This window comes from Gemmiger formicilis, assembly GCF_018784445.1.
Classification (GTDB): Bacteria; Bacillota; Clostridia; order Oscillospirales; family Ruminococcaceae; genus Gemmiger.
Map to the genome: position 1 here is coordinate 57,217 of NZ_WQOH01000047.1, position 21,597 is coordinate 78,813.

Genomic DNA, 21,597 nt, shown 5'->3' on the forward strand with positions numbered 1-21,597 from the left:
ATCACCTCCTTAGTGGTATAAGCATAACGGTTGCGTTGTCTGCATCGTGTGACGCTACCGCTTCGTTAACAAGTTGTTTGCCGGCACTTTCCAAATTGTTTGCTGAGTGCAGGATTTCTGAGATTCGACTATCCGGAAGATAGTCTGAGATCCCATCGCTGCATAGAAGCATCACACCATTATCTAAAATAGGGTAGTATTCATCAGCTTGCAAAACATAACCATTCTGGCCATAACCAATATAACGATTCAAGTTTTTTCGAGCAGGAAAACCAGAGAGTTCCTTTCTGGTCAAAAGCCCAAGGTCAAGCATTCGCTGCCCTTCGGTATGATCTTTTGTGATTTGAATGAGTGCATCATTGTTAAAATGATAAGCACGACTGTCACCTATATTTAAGATGGCATAATCCGCCCCACAAATGACAAACAAGACAAGGGTGGCACCCATGCCTTTTAATTCTCCGTGGTTGCGACTTTTTTCACAAACAATAGCGTTGATTTCTGCAATGCTTGATTGCAGGTACGCTACGACTTCTTTGATATAAGAACAGCTCTGCAATACTTTTCCTGTTTCAGCAAGTTTTTCTACACATATTCGACTGGCAACTTCACCAGCGTTATGTCCGCCCATACCATCACTGATCGCAAAAAGATGTACCTTTGAGCGAGCATCATCAGTGACAAAGCAACAGCAATTATCTGACATCTTTTTTTGCTCATCGGATGTCAAATACAAGCCATTGATAAGAAAATTATCTTCGTGGTTTGGTCGTTTGCCAATGTGGGAATAACATACTGGTTTTTCCATAAGCAAAACCTCTCATTCCCCAATAATTAGTTGGTAGTGTCTGCGTTATCATCCAAATGGTTTATCTTATTTAGGAAAGCTAGTCCTTCTCCGTCCTGAAGCCCAATAAAATACAGACGCTCAATCTGTTCTGTATCAAATAAGAAAAGCTTCTCAGGATCAAGAATTCCCTCAGGATATAAGCAGGCACTGTAGTCCCATACTTTATCGGAGTTTGCCTGTTTCTGTTTGACTCCGACAATCATAATTCGTTTTTGGCTCTCTTTTAACAAAACAACAGAACCAATAGGCAGAAATTTTTTCATTTCAAGCTCCTTTCTTATTTCGACAATTCAGTCAAAGTGAATTCGGCTCCACATTCTTGGCAGGTGAAACGATAAAAATAATGCTTAACTTGACGACCTTGGATATAAAGAGGAACCGAATTAGTATTATAGACTGAGCCATCTATAGTTTCACAGCACTTGTCTTTTTTCATTTGTTCACCGCATTTAGGACATGTTTTCTTTTTAAAAAGGAAATATGCCAATTCTTTAGCGGTGAAATCATATCTAAATGATTGAACACTCATACCTCATTCACCTTTCTAAAGTTAATCCCAAAATACGATAAAGTCCACGAAATTATCCCAGCCTTCATCGTTGAAGCCAATTTCAATACCTGCCGAGCCGCCGATCAAAGCGGCAGCACCACCTTCTAGCACAAATTTATTATCCTCGATGCCGACTTTTCCTTCAACGCCGACAGCACCAGCATATCCACCAACTTTTCCAGTTATCTCTAAACCAAGAATATTGATAGTACCAGATGCTTCACCTTCGACTGCGGCGACCATTGCCTCACCTTTTACGTTAGCGTTTACGCCGTCTTCACCAACAGAAAACTTTCCTTTGGCTTCAGCTTTTGCGGTGCCAACAGAACCTTCGGCTTTTCCCTCAACACCTAACATATCACTTCCAACATCGGCTTCGGCATCGCCTGCTAATACAGAAACGCCTGCACTGGTGCCAGCTACGGCTGTGATGAAGTCAGTCCTACTCTTTTCAACCCATTCTCCATCTTTGTATTCCTTTTTTGTCGTCGTTTTCATAATACCGGCATCTGCTTTGGCTTCAGCTTCACCTTTACCAAGATATGCATTGACTCCCGCATATCCCCATTCGTTTTGAGCTTCAGCACTGGCTTTTCCAACCCAAGCAGTGACACCAGGATTGTCCTCAGAAAATTCATATCCAAGCCAATCAGCAGTTCTGCTGGCAGAAGGAGTGCGAGAGTAGTCGAAAACCGATGGCGTGTTACCAAAAGGAATACCGCTGGTGATATAAAGTAAACTTGTTACTGGAGAAACCAAATTTAATAGAGTAGGGAGTACATAAGGCTTTTTAATAAATACATCCTTAATCAATTTTGACCAATCAAAATTAAGCTGTCCTCCCGGACCAACAATTATAAAACTATTGGGATCAAATGATATTGGAGCGATATAATCAGCCAAAGTTAGTTTCTTATATTCATCTAATTTAACATATTCGTTGTACGCATCTTCAATAAATCGTTGATAGGCTTCTAATGCTCTCGAATACTGATCAAGTTTTCTGGCTATCTGTGTAGCGGTGCTATTTATGTTGGACTCAAAGCGAATATCCCAGTCAAGTTGCCGAACAGTGCGTTGAAAATCCGATTGGATAGTAGTTACTTTTGATGATGCTGTTTTACAACGACTTCCAATCTGTTCGAGTCCAGAAAATTCAACGTATATTCTTGGCATATTCATTACCCTCCCTTCCTAAGGAGATGTTTTATTTCAGTATTTATTTTTTTTGATTGTATAGGATATCCATGGCTTTAATAAAAGCTTCACGCTCAGGGTTTTCATATCCAGAAAAAATGATGTCATTGATGTCAGAGTGATTGAATAAGAAGTTATTATCTGAACTAACATAACCTTCTGGATAAGGAACACCTAAGTAATCATAGATTTTGTTTTCGCTAGGATTTACTTGCAAAATGCCGATGATTACTAATTTTTTTGTTGCGTCTTTTAATAAGACCACACTTCCAATAGGTAGTAAATTTTTCATGTCTCCTCCGATTATCTTATTTAGTTAGACCAACCCACCAGTTTCCAATCGCTTCGCCACATTTGTTTGCTAAAATTTTGTAGCCCTCAGCAGCTTTTTCAAAGTAACTCATGTCTGCCGTTCCATTGCCACCAGTCGCATTATCTATTGCGCCGAAAATAAGATCATCGAAACCGAGTGTTAAGCTGTGGCTGATTCCATAAATACCAGCCATGGAAATATCTATTCCTGTAGCGCCAGTATCGCCCATATCCCACTGACCATCGGCATAATATTTTTCGTGGCTGCGAAAACCTTGAGAGATTGATTGAATTCCAGCTTCACCAATGGCTGAATATATATTTAATGCACTCCAAGGGCCTGCTTTTATTTCTGACAAACTTTTAACGTCTCCAATGTGTTTCAATGCATAGCCAGATTTAATTACTGACAACATATCTTTTCCGCAATCTACATAGTCAGCTACAATGCTTTGCCATTGCTTATTGTCCAATCTATTGCTTGCAGATAGGATAGAAGCAGTTAAACCTAAAAATCCTGCTGACAACCCTAAAACTTTTACATTTTTTTGCGCAACATCTCCAAAGAATCCTATCTTTAACCCCTTATACATATCGCAAAAATAGTCATATAAGCCTGTCCATACGCCAATACTAGAATCAGCAAGATTGCACCAGTCGCTTGCCCCAGTAAGTCCCTTTTTATCTCCTGAAAAGAAAGTTGTAAAACTCTCGAAGTATGATATTACATCTTCTAAAACTCCCGCTTCATCAACATCTCCCCACTTATCAGTTCCTCTCAATAGAGTTTTTACAGTAGAGAGAAGATCTTTTTCTTCATCTGTATCAAAAACTATTTCGCTTATTCTATCTTTCCAATTTGCAAATGGATTGTCCCCTGGCCCCAGGATGACAGCTACATTAGGGTCAACCCTTATAGAAGAGATGTAGTCAATTAAATTTGTTTTTTTATATTCATCTAATTTAACGTATTCGTTATGGGTATCTTCAATAAATCGTTGATAGGTTTCCAATGTTCTTGAATACTGCTCCAGCGTTTTTGCTATTTGTGTAGCGGTGCTGTTTATGTTGGACTCAAAACGAATATCCCAGTCAAGTTGCCGAACAGTGCGTTGAAAATTGGATTGGATAGTATCTACTCTTGATGCTACTGTTTTACAACGACTTCCAATTTGATCAAGACCGGAAAATTCAACATAAATTCTAGGCATACTTCACAACCTCCTTTCTATCGGTTCCCCAGCGGAACGTAAAGGTCGCTCCGCCAGGGATAACCGATTATTTCAAGCTTCCAAAAAATCAGAAGACTTTGCCCTGCTCCTGAGCTTTCTGAGTGCCTTCACGCTCAGCAGCTTCATAACTTTCAGCAGCCTGGGTGAGGAATGTGCTGTATGCCTTAATGTCCTTGACAATAGTATCAAAAGTATTCTGCATATTTGCAAACTGCTTTTTTTCAGTTTCGATGGTGGTGCCTTTCATTTTGTTAGCTGTAGTCGTAACCTCCTGCAGCATTTCTGCATACAGAGACTGGATAGTTACTGCTGCATTTTCGAGGGTCTTAGCTTTGTCACGCATAACACTGGAATCTACTACTACTTGTGCCATAGTTTTTCTCCTTTCAAAATGATGATTTGATTACTTTCCGACACTAAGAGAGCTTGCTTTGCTCTTAATATCGTTTTCGGTGCTCTTCATTTTTGCGGCATATTCACGAAGGAACTGAACGTAGTTCTTCAAGGCTTTTTCTGCTGCGGAGAAGTCGTTTTTGTAGCCTTCGATTCTCTGGTTGAATGTGTCGCTTGCTTCACCTTTGTAAGTCACACGAAGATCAGACACAGCTGTATAGATGCTGGTGTATGCTTTGGTGAATTCTCCGGTTTTTCCCTCGATTTTGCTTGCAGAAGCTTCGAGTTCTTCAGGGGTTACATCAAAAATTGTAGATGCCATAAAAGTTCTCCTTTCGGTGTTTGAATTTTTTGAATAAATACTTAGTGTCCAGATTTCAAGGTGGCGGCTCGTTCTTCTGCTTCACGATCTTCACGCTGAATTCTGTCGGCACAGTATTTAATCGTTGACGCTAGATTGGACATCTGAGATCTTGTCCTGTTCATTTCATTGCGCAGGGTGCTTAATTTTGATATAAAAGCATCAGCTGCTTGGCCTTTCCATACGGCACGACAATCTTGTTCCATCTGTTCCAGAAGTTTAATCAGAGATGAGAGCTGAGATGCGTCATCTGATATGGAATTCGCTTGTGAAATAACTTTAGAGTAGTTTATTCTATATTTCATGGTGTCGTATCTCCTTCCTTTGCTAGATTAACAGCAGCTTGGCTCCATCGGAGATGCCAAGTTGGGCAAAGCTGCATTCCAAACGTAATGCCGTATTGTCGCTTGTATCGAACAACATCGCATCGGCACTCTTATCTGAGATTCCGTACTCTGAGTTTAATATTCTTATCATCAGATTCTGAGCATTTTTGACAGACATATTGTTTGGAACGATAAAATCGTATGTACTATCCAGGGCTGGTATTTTTACTGTGATAGATATTTTTTCCATGAACCTCACCACCTTATCTCAACATTTTTTTCTTTAAGACAGAAGTAACAGCTGTGAGATTTTACATCTGGTACAAGCGGTAGGGTTTCTATCTTTGCGGAAGCATTTTCATAGCAGTTTGGGCAGAGTATGTAGTTTTCTGCATTGACAACCAGTGACATAAACAGACGATCATTGTTCTTGGCTCCATTAACATTAAAACCGCATATAAAATAAATTCCGTATTGTGGAGCATCAATATACTGGAACACCTTTCGCATAAAGGCAGCCTGCTCATTGGTAATCATATCGAAGAAATCGTTGAACTCAGAAATGACAATAAACAGCTGTTCGTGCTGTCTGCCTGGTTCTTCTAAGCGTGCATTTAATTCTGGTTTCAATTCCTCGATGAACTCATCAAGAGCAGTAGCTCCGCTAATATACTGACACGAAGAACATTCATCGACAATATTTCTAAAAGTGCCATTGTCATCATCAATGAATACTAAACGTCTGTTACTGTATTGGGCGATGTTCATTAGAATAGTTCCGTAAAACTTACCCAAGCTATCTGTATCATTTGCACAGATACAGACTTTGTAATCCTCGGACAGAGTTATGCCATACATCAGTGCTGCAGACTTGGAGGTTCCAAGGATAAGATTTCCACTTTCATCAAAAATGGATTCAGGTGGAGTGCTTCGTGGTGTCGGTGAATAATAGCTTGCAGGAGCTTCATAAGAATTATTTGAATCCTTTGTAGCTCCGTCTAGCTTAATTGGAGTGTATCCGTGCCAATTCGATGCCAATTCGATGTATTTCTGACTAATGGTTGCGATACGATCAGCTTCGGTTTCACCGTCAAAAGCGATTGCAGTCTGGAATTCAACAATTTCTCTATTTATTACAGTGATGCCCCGTCCGCTGATATCTTCAGGAACAACCGGAGGGCGCACATTATGAATATCTAGGTAGTTACTAGGATCATTCATTTTCAGGGTGAAATAAGTGGCAATATACTCAGTTACCTTGTAATATATAGAGTTTCGTGTACTTCCTGTAATAACGAAATAAACGCCAAAGGTTTTTCCGGCACTGATGATGTCGATGAAGCTGTCTGATATATCCATATATTTGTCCCGGAAGGATGCAAAATTATCAATCAGGACAAGAATGGCAGGAAGAGGTTTTTTGCAAATAGCACGATAATCAGAAAAAGTACCACAGTTATTGTCTGCAAAAATGCGTTTGCGTTCATCGATTATGTCGTGCAGAACAAAAGCCAATTCAGCGAGTTTGCTTTCATCGTCTGCAAATACGACCCCGCCGGTATGCGGAAGATATGAAAGATAGCCTAAATTTCGCCCGCCAAAATCCATAGCATACAGATTCAGTTCTTCCGGGGTATAGGCATACTCACAAACCATGGAGTAAACCAGTGTTTGCAAGAATGTCGTTTTTCCTGTTCCACTTGCACCATACAATCCAACATGACCGGTTTTGGAGAAGTCTATCGTAAGCGGTTTTTGCTCCTGAGTGCGAACGTAATCTATCAATCCAATTGTTGCAGAACACAGCCCCTTCTTTTCTTTTTCAAGGGTCTGCAAAACAATTTTTTCAGGGAGCATATCTAGCCACAAAGGCTTCGCTACAACATTCTTCTTTTGCCCGAGGGCAACGATTTCAGAAACAACTGCTTCTAGTTGCGTTTTGTCAGACTTGTCACCAGACAGGTCAATCTTGGCGCTATGGATAGGATTGGCTGTATTATCAGTCATCTGTACCATGATTTCTTCGTCTGGCATATATGTTTTAGTAGGAATATAATCAGCTCCACTATAACCAGACTGAATACATTCGTAGATTTCATCATAGCCGACTTGCAGATACAGACGACCGGGGTTTTTAATCATTGCAGAGTCAGGTTTATTTATCATATCGATGCTGTCCTGTTTATCTGCAACCTTCAAGCAAACTCTAAAGCGAGAGTTGCTCATAATCTGCGGATCAACGATACCGCTTGGCTTCTGTGTCGCAAGAATCAGATGTATTCCGAGGCTACGACCAACTTGAGCTACGTTGATGAGTTGTGCCAAAAACTCAGGCTGCTGTGTCTTTAACTGCGCAAATTCGTCAATAATAATGACTAAGTGCGGCAATGGTGTATCAAGGCGTCCGCCTTTGTAATACTTGTGGTAGGAGTTAATATCCAGTTTATCAACACCAAGTGCAGCAGCAGCTTCATTAAATATGCGCTGACGAGACTTTATCTCTGCTTCCAACGAAACCAATGCACGATAGAGAATATTTCCCGACAAATTTGAAATTGTTGCTGACAAATGCGGCAGTGCAGGAGCGAACGGTTTAGCCATGAATGGTCTTGCCATATCTCCGCCCTTGAAGTCTACTAAGACAAAAGCAACTTCTTTAGGACTATAGTTAATAGCCAGCGATAAGATGAATGCCTGTAGGAATTCGCTTTTACCGGAACCTGTAGTACCTGCAACAAGTCCGTGGCAACCGTGATAGGCTTCGTGCAGATCCAGGCTGAACACTTCACCGCCTGCCATGACTCCTATTGGGGCTGCTAGAGATTTGGCAGAATTGTTGTTATCCCAATGACTTTCAATAGCAAGTTCGCTGACATTGCCTACTTTATACATTTGCAGGAACGATATACGATCAACGATACCCAAGGAACGAGAGTCTCTCTTGATAGGCAGTCGAGAGAGTTCATTCGCAAACGAGTGAATACGGCTCATTTCTACATCATCAAGAGTAAATGGGATGAACCTATTTGCATTTTTGTTTTTTATATAGTATCCAGTGCGAGTATCATCGCTTTGGATAATTGTTTTACATGATTTAGGCAGTTTTGTGATATCGCCATAGGCAAACAAAGTTGTGATACCAACTTGGTTCTCGGAATCATTCATATATCTGAGCAGAGCCTCTTTTTCAATCAAATTCGGCTCCGTGACGATCACAACGTAATGGGGGATAGGTGTGCCACCTCTATCCTGAGATTCTTCTCGCTCTTTTATCATCTCATCAATGATATTAAAAATATAATGAACCTCATCGGGATTTGTAGCAAAGAAACGAACCTTTTTATCGTTGCTCCAGATATGAGGTACATTCTTGAAATCATCAAAGTTATACACCTGTTTAGGAGATGTTATAAGCACGAGCTTTACTTCATCGTAGGAATGAAGTGAAATAATATTAAGGATCACCTCATTAAGAATAGTGCGTATATTCTTCTGACTGCCGATAATGCCAATCGTGTGATTAGTAAAAATGTCGAGCGTCAGTGGAACATTGTTTAATGTCCCGTACTTCTTGGAAAGCTCAACTGGCAAATTACGAAGTTCATCTTCATGCAGCTGAAATCCTTGCTTTGGAATTTTTAACTGCACTTCAAAAGGTCTGCTACCTAAACCCATACGGATAGCAAGAAAATCAGCATCCTCATGGGAACGCTCCCACAAGCGGAGTCGGTTACTTTCGTTATCAAGCATGGAGCATAAAATTTCAGGAGAAGGGCATAACGAATCGTTCAAAAGACGTACGGTTCGCTCTCTCTTTGAAATTAAGCTTTTTTCTATATCAGAGATATACGATAAGTATCTGCTCTTTCTATGGCTCTCATCAGCCAAGGTGCGCCTTTTCTGGTAGCTTCTAAGTAAAGAAGGCCACATAAGCGAACCCAATAGTAAACCTACTGCCATAGTGCCACTGGCAATAATGGTTGACATCTGACCGCCGCTAATTGCATTTGTGATAGATACGCCCAAACTTGCCAGCATTACCATAGACATAGTAATGCTCGGTCCGAGAGTTAGAATTGCAGGAGTTTTATCTACGGTAAACGGGCTAGGAGGAGCATCAATCTCAATTACATCGCTATCTAATGATTTTAGAATACGAGGTGTACTGACAAAGTATTTCTTTTCCGCTGCATCATTGATAGGCATTTTCACAGCAAAGGATGTCATCAACGATAAGGTACTTTCAGTTTTGAGATTACGCACAGCTATGAAGTCACCCATGTAAATGAGGGAAAGCCCCATGATAAAGACTTCATCAAAAGGCTTTAACTGTTGTGAATGAACAAGGCGACCGTTTACATAGATACCAATACTGCGTTTCAGATCCTCAATAAAAGCATTTCCATTGCTGTCAATGCGAATAGCTGCGTGTTTTTCTCTTGAAACAAAGTCGCTAAAATCATAAGAAATATCGTTTAGTGGAGTGCGCCCGATAAAAATATTTGTGTCTTTTGATAATGCGTATTTTTTATAGCCAGCCTGTATATCCGAGGTGGCAATGAACAGGGTTTTGACTGTTTTGCCGTTGCTTTTATTCTTAAATGCAAAATAGTCTCCACTATGTATTACATGGTCATTACAAGGATGACCATTCAGCGTTACTTCATATTTATCATCGAAGCTTTGTTTTAAGGTGTAGATAACGGATGCTTTTTCTTCTTCCTGAGAAAAAGGAATAGCGAAGTCTGATGGAAGTCCCAATGTTTCGAGAAACAGGCGATTCGTTCTGTTTTTCAAGACATCGCTTAACATCCGTGAAATTGCTCGATCTTCAACAAAGAACGTTACCAAGAAATCTAACATCGAATTACTCTTGGATTTAGCCATCTTTTCACCACCTCTACAAAATACTATTTACAATTTTTCTCCGCAGTTGCCGCAGAACTTCATGCCAGGCTTATTCTCAAAACCGCAAGAAGGACATTTTGATGCACTGAGAGGTTTTCCACATTCACCACAGAATTTCATTCTACCTGGAACTTCTTTTCCGCAGTGAGGACAGATTATGGTAGTAGCGAGCTTACTTCCACAACTACCGCAAAACTTCATTGTTGAGTTATTCTGAGCACCACACTTAGGACAAGTGATCTGCGCATCAGGTTTAGTTACATTCATATTTTGTCCGATTCCGGAGAATACATTTCCAAATTGACCGGCTGCGCCAAGCCCCATGCCTAATCCGATGCCAGCATTGGCAATACTGCCAGAGGAAGGATTCTCTGCCAGTTTTTCTAAAATGTCGAGGGAACGGCGTTGCTGATAGAAGCCCTCACCAAGTGCAAGTTCTTCTTTGTAACCACGAAGTTTTTCGTATTCTTCTGGTTTTGGTGCGATCGACTCGCAATAGAAATTGACCAGTTCAATACCAAAACGTTCAAATTCCTCGTTAAGAGCTTCCTGAAATGTTGCTGATAGTTCAGACAAAAACTGCGAAATTTCCAAGAAGGAAATTTGCTTCTGAATCATATATGCAGCCGTTACAGACTTAATTTTCGAGTTAATCAAACCGTTAAAATATCTTAAGACGAGCATCGGATTGGTAGTTGTTCCATTAGGAACAGCACCAATAATTTTTGATACAAACAAACGGGAGTCTGTAATAGTAATTCCGTATTGTCCACGAGCACCAACATTCAAGATCAATCCATACTTAGGATCTTCGAGAGGAATAGGGGTAGAAGTTCCCCATTTCATATCGAGATTTGCCGTCTTGTTAATGTAGTAAATCTCAGCAGAGAATGGTGTTTTTCCGCCAAAAGGCAAATTTACAAGTTTATTCAGTATTGGTAAGTTGCCGGTCGAAAGAGTATGCGTACCAGGACCAAATAAATCAAGAGCTTCGCCCCCTTTAAAAAATAGGGCTTCCTGACCTTGGTTAACTATAAGCTGCGAACCCAGGACGAACTGTTCGGAAGGGCACTTATAAATAAGCCATTGTGAACCATTCGAGTTGCCATCATATTTAATTCGGTCAATGATTGCCATTTACATAACCCCCTTCTCAATTATCCTTCCTTTTGAATCTGCTTCTTTAATTCATTGCAAAAAACGCTATACGAATTGTCACGTGACAAATTATCAATATACGAAAGAATAGTATTCTTGGCATCTTCGCCTTCGTTTTTAGCCAGACGGTATGCACGAATAAAAATATTTAAGACTTCAGCAGCTGGTGCTGGTAAATGCTTGCCGGTAAAGAATCCGCCTTCTAATTGGCACCACCTTGCACGAATTTGCCTGAATTTTGCCATAGCAAAATGAGCACGCCAGTCATCAGGGCAAAGATCTACTGCTAATGATGCAATTTCAGATTCATCACAGCCAATTACACCGGAAACAAGATCAAAAATGTTATGACGGTCTTTTCTGGAAGCTACATTGAATGCACGAATGAAAGCAGCCCTCATATTACGATCTGGCAAGTACCGTGTCATGTCAACATATGTATCCATTTCTTGCTTTTCACCAGATGCTATGTTATATGCCTTCCTATATGCAGGGACTACCGACAAATACCCTGTTCTATCTCCGCCGGTAGAAGCATATCCAAGCCATGCACTCCAGCAATTTGGATCAATGTTAATTGCTTGCTTAAATTTGGTATTAGCCTTTCGATCATCACCCAGGTCAATTAATTTATACCCATCTGTAAGTAATTCCTCGACATCTTTCCCTTCGTATCCGTACACATGTTTTGTAATATTCTGAGTGATTTTTTGAACAATCTGATCTTGTTTAATAACAAACTGGGAAAAGCAGTGTTCACAGGTACCAATCTCATGTGAATTGTCAAGGATAATGTTACCGCCACACTGTTCACAGATTAAACTAATTTTAGCCATATCTGATATCTCCTTACAAAACAAAAAGCGGGACGAGATAATTGTTTTCACATACCTCATCCCGCCTTAATGTTATTTTTTTAGCCTTCGTTAGAAACAGATCTCTGGGTTGACTTATAACCGCTATTGGCCAGCTTAAGACCTAACTTACCAAATGCGGATTCGGTTGCCTCTTTAGCAGCTGCATAGTAAGCATTACGTTTCTGCTCCTTAAATACGTTACCAATAGCAGCATCAAAGGCCATAGCGGAGAAAATCTTCTCCTGGATCATCAAATATACTTCAACGTACAGATAGGTACCAACCGTGGTGTTGGAGATAGCGATCTTAGCTTCGCTGTCCACGTCAACAACAACGCACTGCTCTTTTGCAGCGAAAACTGCACCCATCAGACCCTTGCCACCTTTAAGAGTCTGGATAGTGGCCTTCAGAGGATACTGCTTTGCCTGCAGTTCGTTCAGGATAGCCTGCTCAAGCTGATCTCTCTTTCCGCCAGCATCTTCGAAGATGTAGCTGTCGCTACGGCCGGTGAATTTAGTGTTTGCCATGAATTTTTCCTCCTTGAAATGTGAGTTTTATATTCCTAAGCACTCTGGTGGAACTCAGACTGCTAAAGGTCCAATTACTTTACTTTTTTTCTGTCAATTGCCTAATTGTTTGTATATAATCCGGGATTTGATCCAACATGACAGATGTGGCTTCATTCATATCCAAAACAGCTATTAGCGCCATAAACATTGTCCATGACATTTTTTTCGTTCTTGTCTCTATAGCGCTATAAGTTTGTCTTGATACCCCTATGGCAGAAGCCATCACTTCCTGAGACATTCCCAATCGTGCTCTCATAACTGGAAGTTCTGCTGTAAGAGTCATGATTAACTCATCTCTAATTTTTGCTTTATCATCATACATGCTATTTTTCGCTCCAGTTTCGTAGAGTACCTTACTCCATGAAAAACACCGCCCAATACTGATAATTCAGCATTATTAGGCGGTGTTGACGATTTACTTGACGGCTAATAGGGTAGAAAGCCGCTGCATATTTTCCTGTTTTAACTCCATTGTAGGATGAACATAGCGATTCATTGTAATATTTACACTGGCATGACCTAATATTTCGCTAAGACTTTTCACATCAAAACCAAGCTCTATACACCTCGTTGCAAATGTATGGCGTAACGAGTGATAATTTGCAGGGGCAATTCCGCTTTTTTGTAACGCTCTCTTAAAGTGGTTTTGCATCGTTCGTGGCTCTAAAGGCGTTTGCTCACAATTAGTCAAAATATACCCTTTGGAAGAGGCCTTATATGACGCAAGAATGACTATCAGGTCATTTGGAACAGGGATTGTGCGAATGGAGCAGGCACTCTTGGGAGTTGTAATGACAATCTTTGTTTTTTGTTTGTTATTGGCTCTGTTCTGGATTCTTTGGAGCGTTTGGTGAACATGAATTGTGTGATCCGAAAATGAAATATCCTCCCAGCGCAAGGCACAAATTTCTCCTACTCTAAGTCCAGTAAATAAACACACCAATATGCCAATGTTGCAAGCATCAAGGTCAGAATACAGATATTGACATAATTTCTCCTGTTCAGCACGACTTAATACTCTCATTTCTGGAATTTGACGTTTTACCTGTATGGATTGTGCATCACAGGAAATGATGTTTCCTTTTTTGGCGGCGAATTGCATTATGTTCCGAATTAAAGATAAAATGTCCGAAACTGTTTTAGCCGAAAGTCCATTTCCTTTCAATCCACCCTCTGTAAGAAAAAGATTGCATTGTTCTTCAATAAAATCATGAGTTATATCGCACAATGGCTTGACCCCAAATGCTGGAAGTACATATGAGTTAAGGAGATTCCAGTATTTATTGCTTGAAGATTCCTTTACCTGGGGGCGTATAGTCTGAAACCATTCCATGGCAATACATTCAAAACAGACAGTAGGCACTTTTTGATTGGCAGTGGTAGAATTGCTTGCGAATGAGATTTGGTTAACAAGTTTTGCTTTGACTTCTCGATATGTTTTTGCATAAACATAACCATAATTTGCTTTACCAGCAGGGGTCCGAGATTTAATATATCGTCCTTCCCACCTGCCGTCTTTCCTTTTGTAAATGTTTTCACCTTTTCGGGGCATAAGGTGCACCTCCTTCCTTATGACTATAATTCTGACGGCAAATTGTGAATGTGGATCGCCCTTTGGAGACTTTTTCTACAAATATTTCGCTTTTTACTCACTTTACACATTGACAAATAGAGCGACAACGTGTAAAATAAGAATACAAACTTCAAAAAACAGAGAAAAATGTAGTTCGTGGAGTAAGGTACTCTACGAATTTTTTTATTATTTATCCAGAAAAATCGTTTGTGGTTTTTCTGGTTTTTTATTTCAATCATTTAATGCAAATTGCCTATAAAATTTTATCACATTGCATTTATAAATGCAACTTGCATCTTATGTTGGTTGTTGAGATTTTGGGTACATTTTATAATGTATAGCAGAATCATACACAGCGTGGAGGTGATTGAAATGCAACCGGAAATTGATTACGTTAAGATTGGTCAGCGCATTAGAGCTGCCCGATTGGAAAAGGGTTATAGCCAAGCTGATTTGGGTGCGTTGGTTGGTTGCTCGAACAATCATATGAGCCATGTTGAAGTTGGACAGACGAAAGTTTCTTTGGCAATGCTTCTAAAACTGGCATTCGTCTTGGAAAAGAACTTTGACTATTTTTTACTGGATACCCCATATGCAAAAAGCGACAGCATCATTGATAATGAGATTGCTGCAAAACTGAAAAAGTGCAATGTAACAACATTGATAACCGTAGGAAAGTTGATTGATGTCTTGATTGACCAGCAAGAGATGATAAAAAAAGCGGATCTTGATTGATATAATGAAAAAGAAGCCCATTGGCAGTTCTGAGTGAACTGCTATGGGTTTCTTTTTTTGCAACACAATATACCGATCCTTTAAGAAACAAAAGTCCACCAGTTATGATGCACTGCACATCGTACTGGTGGACTTTTCCTGTAAGGAAATAAAAACTGATATTCATATATCGCCATAATCAATGTCGTTATCGTAGGCGTGAAGATCTCCCTTCAGAAAATCTGCTTTACGAATATACATCGAATTTACCAGCTCCCCTTTTTCATGGAGCAGGCTGAATTTGTAATCTAATAACGCTGCCGGTACATAGAGCATTTTAGCAGTTTCAAAAAATGTGTGTTCCGAAAGGCGTTCCAGAACTTCCTCATCTTCTAACAGAAGTTCTGCCGCAAAGAAGTTTGCTTCGTTTTCTTCGATTGATCTATCATCAAACACTTCCATTTCTTGAAAGCCGTGCATCATGGCAATTTTCGTATGCAGGACAGCGTGTCCTAATTCATGTGCGACTAAGATACGTTCCAGGATACCGTTCACATTGTGATCTATAACGATATTCTTCTGTCTGGACTGGTAATAGAAGAAGCCCTTCAATTTCTTCTGTAAATCGTAATAATGAATTTTGATACCTAACAGCTGACACAACTCGTAAGGGTCTCTGGTGTGATATTTTCGCACAAGCTTATCGACAGTTTCAATGATATGCTCTGCCGTTTTCATTTGCTTCACCTCCGAATCGCACACAGAAAACATATTCTGTGCTTGAGGATTTTACTCTTTATCTTTATGCTTTCTGTATTTCTTCGGAGTGTACTTTTCCCGTGCTATTTTCTTAGAGTCCATATAAACTGACATAATCGCCTGGAAGAATACATCTTTTGCGTCCTCGTCCAATTCTCCACCGGCAAACAGAGAATTTACACGACCCAACACTTCCTGAGCTTCTTTTGCTCCTTTTGAACCGAAGTTTTCCTTTGCCTCTAAAATAAACATATCCTGATCTATATGGCTCTGGCTATCCGTTTCAGATTCGTCCAAAAGATAGGACACAGAGATATGCAGCGCTTCAGCAAGTTTTCTGATGTTGCTTTTTCTGGGGAGTGTTCCGAGCTGCTCATAGGTGTAAAGGGATCTTTCGGAAATGCCGGTCATCTGGGCAAGCTCCGTTTGAGATAGGTTCATAGCCAAACGAGCTTCTTTAATTTTTTCTCCAAATGTCATGGTAGTATCCTTCCTTTCAAAAAATATTTATTCGTAACTTCCGATTATTTGTTGACAAACTTCTGGAAAATGCTATAATGAGAATCAGAGTAGAAGTTTTAGTTCCACTTAATTATATATCGGAACTTTTATAAAGTCAATAACTTCCGATTTCACTTCTGTTATTTTAATCAAATATCGGAAGTTATAGTCATTCTTGTCCCATGGTATTTGTTTCCCTTTAGCCAAGTGACAGGAGTTAGAAAGGAATTCTTATTTTATGGATTAGGCTGAAAGGAGATTCTGAATGAGCAGATATAATACACAGGTATTAAGCAGTATTCGAATGCTTTGCCGGATGCAGAACATTGACGAGAAGGTTCTGTATGAAAGAGCAAAGCTGATTTTATCCATATATCGAGAGGTGTGCTGGTCTACCATTGATCGTGCGAATGATGTATGTGATACCCTTATTTGTACTTACGGTGACAGCTTAGATGGTGCATTGATTTATCTGGAGAACTTTGCTCCGGATGAAGCGAGAGAACGATTTGAAGAACGCATTCGCAGCTTATTTGAGACAAAGTGGATCATTGAACTGGTAGATATGGCTATGTTGAAAATCAGAGAATATCCGGATAAAGGCGCTCTGTACTGTGAGATTATCTCAAAGGCATATCTCAACCGCTTCAAGTACAGGGAATCAGAAATGCTGGAGGTTTTGAATATGGAACGCAGCACCTACTATGACCGAAAGAAAGAAGCGATACTGTTATTTGGTCTGTCACTTTGGGGAACAGCCATTCCTAAATTGAAAGATTTCCTGGAAAGTGCCAGGGAGGAAGAAGCCTTGTGCTATTGTGAGTGCTAAGGCAGGATTTTAGTCCGACTAAAATCCGATGAAAATACGACGGTTTCCCTACTGAAAGTCCGACTTGTCCAGTGTTAAAATGGCTATGCTGGGAGATAGCGGCATGAAATTGAATAGAGAGAGTTACGCCTCGTGCCTGTAATGGGTACGGGGCTTTTTTTATACCTGCCTATCTTCCTTCATTTTATCACAAAGGCATGAACGAGAGCTTGGAGCAACAATTTACTCCGGCTCTTTTTTTATGCCTGCAAGGAGGACAGGCAGATGGCAAAGGGCATTGAGAACCGGGCACGATCTCCTCCCACTGTTTTTGATTTTGCAACTTCACAAATTCAAAAACACGGAGGAATGAAAATGTATTACGACTTGGTTGAAAGCGGAAAAAGAATTAAAGCCTTGAGAAAGGAACATGGGCTTACACAGGAACAGCTTGCGGAGCAGTTAGGTGTTGCCGCAAACACCATTGCACGAATTGAAACCGGCAACAGAGGTATCTCTATTGATTTGGCAATCGAACTGGTCGTGCGCTTTGATACAACCCTCGATTACATATTTTTAGGTCGTGAATAACCTCGAAACTATACCTACGAGGCAATAAAAACTTGCATGAGGAACAGGTACAATTTAGATACAGCCAAAGAAAACCGGCTGCTTGTTCCTTGAAAACCGAATACACAGTCATCGAATACGTTCCTGTTGCCGGTGCGAGAGCATCAGCCACGTCAGCAGTACGCCGTGACGTATCGGACAGAGAAACAGAACGACTTTCTTCTATAAATTAAAGCAGTTGTCTCTCTCCCGATGCCAGCGATCAATACTGGCTTGTAAATATTGGGTTGCTCCCAATACGGCCATGAAAGCAACAGGATTAAAGATACTTCTCTACGGAGCTGGCGGAGAACCCGGCAGAGGTTAGATTCCTATGGAACTGATTCGCAATCAGTCGTTCGGTGATTCCCTGAGGGCGTAAGCCCTCTTTCCCAGGGGAGCGTGGCAAATATGGGACACATAGACTTTTGGACTGACTGCCTGATTCATTTCTGGCAGTCAGTTATTACATACCCAGCGAAAGGAGGTCATGGCATATGATGAAAGAAAATTGGGTATATTGCCGTGGTGATATTTATTGCGCCAATCTGGACCCGGTAGTTGGGTCAGAACAAGGCGGCATCCGTCCGGTTATCGTCATTCAGAACGATACCGGTAATAAACACGCTCCCACATTGATTGTGGCAACGGTCACCACCAGAATCCATAAGAAAGCGAATATGCCGACGCACTTTGTTATTTACGACAATCCTGCATTCAAAGAAGCGTCCGTTGTTCAGCTGGAACAGATTCGTACCATTGATAAAAGCAGGATTGATAATTACTTAGGTAAGGTAACGCCCCGTGAAATGGTAGCGATTGAGAAAGCCTTATCCGTCAGCCTAGCAATGGAACAGCTGAAAAAGCGTTCCCCAAAACATAAAGCAAAGAGAGCGAAGGAGTGAACATAAATGTTTGAAGAAAGAATCGCTGCCATGAATCAGCGCACCGAAGAAGCGATGGCTGCTAACGCAGTTCAGTTTGATAAGAGAACCTATACGGTTGATGAGATTCAGGATATTCTGGGCATCAGCAGAACCAGCGCATACAACCTTGTGAAAAAGAAAGTTTTTCACAGTGTCCGCATCGGTGGCAGTATCAGAGTCTCCAAAAAGAGTTTTGATGAGTGGTTGGATCATCAAATGTAAGATTTGTCAAGGGTGTCGTACAACCCGGCGACAAACTTCAAAACATATTGAGAGTTCGATAAAATGTAGCCATGACAACACATGGCTACATTTTTTACATAGGAGGTTGTACGATGGCGGAAATGAGAAAACGCACGAGTATGTCTGTTCCGGAAATGGGCAGGATGCTCGGTCTTGGTAAAACGGAGTCATACTGGCTCATTAAGAAGAATTACTTCAAAACCATTCTTGTCGGCAACACCATGAGGGTGATGATCGACAGCTTTGAAGAATGGTATGCCAATCAGTTCAAATACCAGAAGGTCGATGGAACCCCTCCCGGCGAGGAACTGAAGAAAACTACATATTCAATGGAGGAGCTTGGACAGCGCCTTGGGCTGAAAGAAGCGACTGCTTACGAACTGGTTGCCAAAGGGCATTTTGATGTGGTCGATGTCCTGGGCAAGCGCAGAGTGACAAAGGAGAGCTTTGAAAGATGGTATGCTTCTCAAATCGATTACCGCACGGTAGAGGATCAGGAACTGGATGCAGATATTATGGCATCCACCTACGGTCTGCCGGAAATGGCAAGAATGCTTGGGGTACATCGTCAGACCATTTACTATATCGTTGCCAATGAAGATTTTGAGCTTATCAAGGTTGGCAGGTATAAGCGAGCTACCAAAGAGAGCTTTGAAAAATGGTATCACAATCAGACCCGCTACCAGTTAGCGGAAGATAGACAGGAAAGGAGCTGATTACATGGCATCTATCGTTAAGAGAAAAAAGAAGTATTCTGTGGTTTATACATACACCGATGAGAACGGCAACAAGCGTCAGAAGTGGGAAACCTTTGAAACGAATGCCGAAGCAAAGAAAAGGAAGTTGCAGGTTGAATATGAGCAGGAGTCCGGAACCTTTATTCCCCCTTCTGCTAAAACCGTCAATGATCTTTTGGATGAGTATATGTCAATCTATGGTGTGAACACCTGGGCGATGTCTACCTATGAAAGCAGAAAGAGCCTGATTGCAAACTATATTCGTCCCCTCATCGGTGATATGAAGCTGGAGGATGTCACGCCGAGAATCATGGACAAGTATTACCGAGATTTGCTTTCTGTCAAAGCGGTTTCTTCTAAGTATGTAAAAGCCCGTACAGAATATCTGACTCCGCATACTGTCCGAGAGGTTCACAAGACATTGCGAAATGCTTTCAATCAGGCGGTCAAGTGGGAATTGATGACCAGAAACCCTGTGGAGCACGCTACGCTGCCGAAAGAAGAACACAAGACCAGGGACATCTGGACAGCAGAAGTGCTCCAGAAGGCTCTGGAAGCCTGTGACGATGATATTCTTCGTCTGGCTATTAACCTTGCCTTCTCCTGTTCCCTGCGAATGGGCGAGCTTCTGGGGCTTACCTGGGACTGTATTGACATTTCCCCTACCAGTATTGAACTTGGTCAGGCAAGCATCTTCGTTGAAAAGGAGTTGCAGAGAGTAAATCGTGAAGCGATGGCAGATCTGGACGGTAAGGACATCATGTTCAAGTTCCCGCCGACCTTCGCCAGTACGCATACCGCATTGGTTCTCAAAACTCCTAAGACCAAAACAAGTGTCCGCAAGGTGTTCTTACCGAAAACCGTAGCGGAAATGTTGGTACAGCGAAAGGCTGACATCGAAGAACTGAAAGACCTTTTCGGTGACGAGTTCGTAGACTTCAATCTGGTTTTCTGTTCTTCCAATGGCAAGCCGATTGAGGGGCAGGTTATCAACCGTGCTTTCAATAAGCTGATTGAGGAGAAGGGTCTGCCGAAAGTGGTTTTCCATAGTCTCCGACATTCCAGTATCACTTACAAGCTGAAGCTGAACGGCGGCGATATGAAATCCGTTCAAGGCGATTCCGGTCATGCACAGGTCAAGATGGTAGCGGATGTTTACTCCCATATCATCGACGATGACCGCAGACTGAACGCTGAAAGAATGGAAGCTGCGTTCTACTCAGGCAGACAGGCAACACCTGAGCCGGTTCAATCAGCTGCAACGGAAAGCTCCGCTGATGATAAAGAACTTCTTCTGAAGCTTCTGCAAAATCCGGAAATGGCAGCACTTCTGAAGTCGCTGGCAAAAACATTATAGTAACTGCAAGGGCAGATCCTTTTACATAGCTACAATAGCTGTAAAAGGGTCTGCCCTTATTTTTTTGTTATGGAGGTCAACGAGTATGGATAGAATCTTTATGGACGAGTATTACGAGCATCTGAGAGCTGACAATATCGAGGAATTTTCCAAGGAACGGAACGACGAATATGTTGGCAGAGCTGAGGAATACGAAGCAGCGAAATCGGCATTGCTTGAAGGATTGGGACTTGAGCATTTGTTTGACCATAGCCATGAACTGACTCCGAAAGAAAAAGCAATATGGATGCTGTTCGATAGGGTTTATGTAGCAGAGCTTCTGGCAAGGGACGCTTTTGCCAAGGGTGCTTATATGCTCGGCGCTGAGGATAGAGAGATTATGCTGAAATAAAAAAAGACCTGCTTCGGCGGGTCTAAATTACATAGAATCATTGAGTCTGAAAAAACCTTTGAAATTCTTGATAATTCTGGTTGAAAAATTCGTTTTGAAATGATATATTAAACAGACTTAAATAGGTGTCCAAAACACCAGCACCCCTGTACGAGAATGAATAGGATTTCCTATCATTTCGTATAACGAGAGACTAACTATTAAAAGTCAAGCCCCAAAATGAAAAAATCCGCCAACCGACCGCGGCCCCTGACAAACAGCATTCA

26 protein-coding genes are annotated in these 21,597 nt (G+C 41.1%); 8 read left to right on the forward strand and 18 right to left on the reverse strand.

Annotated elements, in window-relative coordinates; genetic code table 11:
- Position 1: 1 nt before the first annotated feature.
- From GPK89_RS12390 to GPK89_RS12465, 16 genes are all read right to left on the reverse strand, one after another.
- Positions 2–808, reverse strand: coding sequence for a PP2C family protein-serine/threonine phosphatase (locus GPK89_RS12390; RefSeq protein ID WP_009257944.1), 807 nt, complete (start codon positions 806–808; stop codon positions 2–4).
- A 26-nt stretch (positions 809–834) separates the two neighbouring features.
- Entirely contained in the window at positions 835–1,113 is a 279-nt protein-coding gene (locus tag GPK89_RS12395; RefSeq protein ID WP_009257945.1) for a DUF4176 domain-containing protein, read from the reverse strand.
- Positions 1,114–1,127: 14 nt separating this feature from the next.
- A complete protein-coding gene (locus GPK89_RS12400) occupies positions 1,128–1,379 on the reverse strand; it encodes a hypothetical protein (RefSeq protein ID WP_172712992.1) in 252 nt (83 codons plus the stop codon).
- A gap of 21 nt (positions 1,380–1,400) precedes the next feature.
- Positions 1,401–2,582 (reverse strand): hypothetical protein, encoded by a 1,182-nt coding sequence (locus GPK89_RS12405; protein ID WP_044943926.1) that lies wholly within the window; start codon positions 2,580–2,582, stop codon positions 1,401–1,403.
- A gap of 37 nt (positions 2,583–2,619) precedes the next feature.
- Positions 2,620–2,889, reverse strand: coding sequence for a DUF4176 domain-containing protein (locus GPK89_RS12410; RefSeq protein ID WP_215693551.1), 270 nt, complete (start codon positions 2,887–2,889; stop codon positions 2,620–2,622).
- Positions 2,890–2,905: 16 nt separating this feature from the next.
- Positions 2,906–4,120 carry a hypothetical protein gene (locus GPK89_RS12415; RefSeq protein ID WP_215693552.1) on the reverse strand — a complete coding sequence of 405 codons (1,215 nt, stop codon included), beginning with the start codon at positions 4,118–4,120 and terminating at the stop codon, positions 2,906–2,908.
- An 88-nt stretch (positions 4,121–4,208) separates the two neighbouring features.
- Positions 4,209–4,514: a WXG100 family type VII secretion target gene (locus GPK89_RS12420; RefSeq protein WP_009257948.1), complete on the reverse strand. Its 306-nt coding sequence runs from the start codon at positions 4,512–4,514 to the stop codon at positions 4,209–4,211.
- 30 nt (positions 4,515–4,544) lie between these two features.
- Positions 4,545–4,856 carry a WXG100 family type VII secretion target gene (locus GPK89_RS12425; RefSeq protein ID WP_009257949.1) on the reverse strand — a complete coding sequence of 104 codons (312 nt, stop codon included), beginning with the start codon at positions 4,854–4,856 and terminating at the stop codon, positions 4,545–4,547.
- 41 nt (positions 4,857–4,897) lie between these two features.
- On the reverse strand, positions 4,898–5,200 hold the full coding sequence (locus GPK89_RS12430; RefSeq protein ID WP_215693554.1) for a WXG100 family type VII secretion target: 303 nt from the start codon (positions 5,198–5,200) through the stop codon (positions 4,898–4,900).
- 22 nt (positions 5,201–5,222) lie between these two features.
- Positions 5,223–5,471 carry an EsaB/YukD family protein gene (locus GPK89_RS12435; protein ID WP_009257950.1) on the reverse strand — a complete coding sequence of 83 codons (249 nt, stop codon included), beginning with the start codon at positions 5,469–5,471 and terminating at the stop codon, positions 5,223–5,225.
- Between the two features lie 5 nt (positions 5,472–5,476).
- Positions 5,477–10,108: a type VII secretion protein EssC gene (gene essC / locus GPK89_RS12440; RefSeq protein WP_215693556.1), complete on the reverse strand. Its 4,632-nt coding sequence runs from the start codon at positions 10,106–10,108 to the stop codon at positions 5,477–5,479.
- A 27-nt stretch (positions 10,109–10,135) separates the two neighbouring features.
- Positions 10,136–11,266, reverse strand: coding sequence for an SPFH domain-containing protein (locus GPK89_RS12445; protein ID WP_215693558.1), 1,131 nt, complete (start codon positions 11,264–11,266; stop codon positions 10,136–10,138).
- 20 nt (positions 11,267–11,286) lie between these two features.
- The gene (locus GPK89_RS12450) at positions 11,287–12,123 is read right to left on the reverse strand and encodes a hypothetical protein (RefSeq protein WP_009257954.1); all 837 of its coding nucleotides are present in this window, start codon (positions 12,121–12,123) and stop codon (positions 11,287–11,289) included.
- 80 nt (positions 12,124–12,203) lie between these two features.
- Positions 12,204–12,671 (reverse strand): hypothetical protein, encoded by a 468-nt coding sequence (locus tag GPK89_RS12455; protein ID WP_009257955.1) that lies wholly within the window; start codon positions 12,669–12,671, stop codon positions 12,204–12,206.
- Between the two features lie 79 nt (positions 12,672–12,750).
- On the reverse strand, positions 12,751–13,035 hold the full coding sequence (locus GPK89_RS12460; protein WP_215693560.1) for a helix-turn-helix transcriptional regulator: 285 nt from the start codon (positions 13,033–13,035) through the stop codon (positions 12,751–12,753).
- A gap of 93 nt (positions 13,036–13,128) precedes the next feature.
- Positions 13,129–14,265 carry a tyrosine-type recombinase/integrase gene (locus tag GPK89_RS12465; protein ID WP_215693561.1) on the reverse strand — a complete coding sequence of 379 codons (1,137 nt, stop codon included), beginning with the start codon at positions 14,263–14,265 and terminating at the stop codon, positions 13,129–13,131.
- Positions 14,266–14,658: 393 nt separating this feature from the next.
- Between GPK89_RS12465 and GPK89_RS12470 the strand changes: the two genes are divergently transcribed.
- A complete protein-coding gene (locus tag GPK89_RS12470; RefSeq protein WP_009257957.1) occupies positions 14,659–15,021 on the forward strand; it encodes a helix-turn-helix domain-containing protein in 363 nt (120 codons plus the stop codon).
- Positions 15,022–15,183: 162 nt separating this feature from the next.
- Here the strand turns inward: GPK89_RS12470 and GPK89_RS12475 are convergent, their stop codons facing one another.
- Positions 15,184–15,738, reverse strand: a complete 555-nt coding sequence (locus GPK89_RS12475) for an ImmA/IrrE family metallo-endopeptidase (protein WP_215693564.1) — start codon at positions 15,736–15,738, stop codon at positions 15,184–15,186.
- 51 nt (positions 15,739–15,789) lie between these two features.
- Positions 15,790–16,239, reverse strand: a complete 450-nt coding sequence (locus GPK89_RS12480; protein WP_215693566.1) for a helix-turn-helix domain-containing protein — start codon at positions 16,237–16,239, stop codon at positions 15,790–15,792.
- Positions 16,240–16,525: 286 nt separating this feature from the next.
- Here GPK89_RS12480 and GPK89_RS12485 point away from each other — a divergent pair, with 286 nt between their 5' ends.
- The 7 genes from GPK89_RS12485 (at position 16,526) to GPK89_RS12515 (ending at position 21,331) form a co-directional block, all read left to right on the forward strand.
- On the forward strand, positions 16,526–17,089 hold the full coding sequence (locus tag GPK89_RS12485; RefSeq protein ID WP_002304412.1) for a hypothetical protein: 564 nt from the start codon (positions 16,526–16,528) through the stop codon (positions 17,087–17,089).
- 264 nt (positions 17,090–17,353) lie between these two features.
- Complete coding sequence (locus GPK89_RS12490) at positions 17,354–17,659, forward strand: helix-turn-helix transcriptional regulator (RefSeq protein ID WP_215693568.1); 306 nt, start codon at positions 17,354–17,356, stop codon at positions 17,657–17,659.
- Positions 17,660–18,177: 518 nt separating this feature from the next.
- A complete protein-coding gene (locus tag GPK89_RS12495) occupies positions 18,178–18,582 on the forward strand; it encodes a type II toxin-antitoxin system PemK/MazF family toxin (protein ID WP_008982549.1) in 405 nt (134 codons plus the stop codon).
- A gap of 6 nt (positions 18,583–18,588) precedes the next feature.
- The gene (locus tag GPK89_RS12500; RefSeq protein ID WP_215693570.1) at positions 18,589–18,825 is read left to right on the forward strand and encodes a helix-turn-helix domain-containing protein; all 237 of its coding nucleotides are present in this window, start codon (positions 18,589–18,591) and stop codon (positions 18,823–18,825) included.
- Between the two features lie 113 nt (positions 18,826–18,938).
- Positions 18,939–19,562, forward strand: a complete 624-nt coding sequence (locus GPK89_RS12505; protein WP_215693571.1) for a helix-turn-helix domain-containing protein — start codon at positions 18,939–18,941, stop codon at positions 19,560–19,562.
- A 4-nt stretch (positions 19,563–19,566) separates the two neighbouring features.
- Entirely contained in the window at positions 19,567–20,940 is a 1,374-nt protein-coding gene (locus tag GPK89_RS12510; protein WP_117416105.1) for a site-specific integrase, read from the forward strand.
- Between the two features lie 85 nt (positions 20,941–21,025).
- Positions 21,026–21,331, forward strand: a complete 306-nt coding sequence (locus tag GPK89_RS12515) for a hypothetical protein (RefSeq protein ID WP_215693573.1) — start codon at positions 21,026–21,028, stop codon at positions 21,329–21,331.
- Positions 21,332–21,597 lie beyond the last annotated feature (266 nt).